3 protein-coding genes are annotated in these 2768 nt (G+C 53.5%); 2 read left to right on the top strand and 1 reads right to left on the bottom strand.

Going from position 1 to position 2768, the window contains the following annotated elements; genetic code table 11:
- Together menC and HN413_00145 are read left to right on the top strand one after the other, a co-directional pair.
- Positions 1 to 957: o-succinylbenzoate synthase (menC, locus tag HN413_00150; protein ID MBT3388798.1), on the top strand; the 957-nt coding region annotated here is incomplete at its 5' end.
- Positions 954 to 1592: a cyclase family protein gene (locus HN413_00145; GenBank protein MBT3388797.1), complete on the top strand. Its 639-nt coding sequence runs from the start codon at positions 954 to 956 to the stop codon at positions 1590 to 1592. The genes menC and HN413_00145, both read left to right, overlap by 4 nt.
- A gap of 260 nt (positions 1593 to 1852) precedes the next feature.
- Here HN413_00145 and fabL read toward each other — a convergent pair whose 3' ends face one another.
- Complete coding sequence (gene fabL / locus HN413_00140) at positions 1853 to 2644, bottom strand: enoyl-[acyl-carrier-protein] reductase FabL (GenBank protein ID MBT3388796.1); 792 nt, start codon at positions 2642 to 2644, stop codon at positions 1853 to 1855.
- Between the last annotated feature and the right edge of the window lie 124 nt (positions 2645 to 2768).

Below are 2768 nucleotides of genomic sequence, written 5' to 3'. Positions count from 1 at the left end.
GACTATGATCCTGGCTATTCGTATGAAACCAGCGGCACGTCCTGGCTGATTCTCAAAGAATTTATTCTGCCGCCTTTGTTGGGCCAGGATGTCAGCGATGCCGCCGATTTTCAGCGCCGTGTGGCACACGTCAAGGGGCATCAAATGGCTAAGGCCGGAGTAGAGATGGCACTCTGGGATTTGCGGGGGCATGCCCAGGGGAAATCGCTACGTCAACTTCTGGGGGGTGTGCATCAGCGGGTGGATGTTGGCGTCTCGGTGGGGATTCAGCCATCATCCTCGGCGCTGGTTGCCGCCGTGGATGATTATCTCGCCCAGGGCTATCGTCGTGTCAAAATTAAAATCAAGCCCGGCCGCGATATCGCCGATACACAGGCCGCGCGCCGCGCCTTTCCCGATTTGCGTTTGCAAGTCGACGCCAATTCGGCCTATACCCTCGAAACCGCGCAAGCCCTGCTGCCTCTTGATGATCTCAATTTATTACTGATCGAGCAGCCCCTCGCCGAAGATGATATTTGGGATCACAGCCGCTTGCAGCCCAAATTCCGCACGCCGCTCTGCCTGGACGAGAGTATTACCAAGCCTGCGCATGCCCGCCAGGCCATCGAGATGGGCGCTTGCCGCGTGGTCAATATCAAACCGGGGCGGGTGGGCGGTCTCAGTCAGGGTGTGCTGATCCATAACCTATGCGCCGCGCACGACATCCCCGTGTGGTGCGGCGGGATGCTTGAAACCGGCGTTGGGCGAGCATCCAATCTGGCGATTGCTTCGTTGTCTAATTTTAAGTTGCCGGGTGATATTTCTGCCACAGAGCGTTATTATGCCGAAGACATCACCAACGAAGTTTTTACTCTCAACTCCGACAGCACCATCACCGTCCCAGAAACCCCTGGCCTGGGCGTGACCATCAACCATAAAGCGTTAGCGCGTTACAGGACGGAAATGAGAAAAATATGATCATCCACGATATATCGCTAACCATTAAGCCCGAACTTCCCACCTGGCCAGGCGATCCCAAAATTGAATTGCGTCGCATCAGTAAAATGGAAGCTGGCGCTGATGCCAATGTGACTCATCTCTCCGCCACGGTGCATATCGGCACGCATGTCGATGCGCCCTACCATTTCTTGGGTGGGGATGCAAAAACAGTGGAATCTCTGTCCCTGGAAATTCTTACAGGCCCGGCGCGCGTCGTGCAGCTTCCCAATGTCGGCGTAGATATCACTGTTGCCGATCTCGAAGCGGCTGACATTCCTGATGGAACCACGCGCCTGCTGCTTAAAACGCGCAACTCGGATTGGTGGGCTGCAGGGAATGATACCTTCCAGGAAAATTTCGCCGCCCCCGATGCAGATGCAGCCGAATGGCTTGTAGCGCACGGTATCAAACTGATCGGGGTGGATTATCTCTCCGTGGCCCCATTTCGCTCCCCTGTGCCGACGCACCGCATTCTACTCGCCGCGGGCGTGATTCCGCTGGAAGGGCTTGATCTCTCCGCCATTGAGCCGGGCGAATACACGCTCTACTGCCTGCCGCTCAAAATCCAGGGCAGCGACGGCGCGCCTGCGCGGGCAATTCTGGTGGAAGAATAAGTATAAAAAATCTTGGCTGATCGCCATTCGCTACTGCTAAAAAATGCGCATAGCCATCATATAATCCATTTTAAAACGTTGTATTGCTGAAAACAAACGCCAACCATCTACAGCAGATATGCTCACGGGGTTAGAAGATGTACTCTAAATCAGTGGTCATTCGAAGTCTTTGCGCAGCATTTCGAACGCAGTGAATCAGTAGCAACGCGGTTTGCGACCTGCACAGGCGAGTATAAGACTTCGAAGGTCTTTCGTAAAAATCAGGAAAATGCCCCTGGTAAAATCTGCGTATAGCCACCATCCACTACAATAACTTGACCACAAATCATTGCAGCTTTTGATGAACACAAAAACGCCACAACACCAGCTACGTCTTCAGGCGTAACCAATCTTCCCCTGGGCGTTAACGACCTGGCACGCTCAATGAGATCATCATCGCTGCGGATGGCATCAAAATGCTGCAAAGCATCCGTAAGGACTACACCCGGTGAGACAGCATTGACCACAATCTGCTGCGAAGCCAGTTCGATCGCCAGATAACGCATTACGGCTTCGAGAGCGGCTTTGCTGGCCCCCACGCTGACGTAGTCGGGTAGCACGCGCTGCGAGCCGGGGCTGGTAATCGCAACGATATGCCCACCGCCGCGGGCCTGCATCAATGGGGCAGCGCGTTGTGCACCAAACAACAGTGGGCGGGCGTTGATATTCATCGACCAATCCCAACCTTTTGGGCGTTGTTCCATCGCCGGGCGGTTGAAGCCCGAAGCGGCGTTGTGGACGAAAATATCCAGCCCGCCGAAAACGCGTTCGGTTTCATCAAATAGATGATTCAGGCTCTCCAAATCGCCAATATTGGCCTTAACAACTAGCGCACGACGCCCCAGGGATTCAACTTCGGCTGCAGTATCTTCGGCGGTAGCGCGGTTACGGAAAAAGTTGATGACCAAGTCTGCGCCGCGTTGGGCAAAATGCAGAGCAATAGCGCGCCCAATGCCGCGGCCAGAGCCTGTCACCAAGGCGATCTTATTCTCGAAAACGGGTTCAAGTTTCATATTTTGGGATTGTTACAATAATTCACCAGACGGATGAAACGGTTATCGAATGGTAGAATGTTGGTATTCATTTTAATATTGTACTGCCAAAGGAGGCTAATTATGGATGAATTAGTTAAGTTAG

The sequence above is a fragment of the Chloroflexota bacterium genome (genome assembly GCA_018648225.1).
GTDB lineage: Bacteria > Chloroflexota > Anaerolineae > Anaerolineales > UBA11858 > NIOZ-UU35.
The sequence above is the reverse complement of the archived record's forward strand: the minus strand, read 5'-3'. Positions and strand labels throughout refer to the sequence as shown.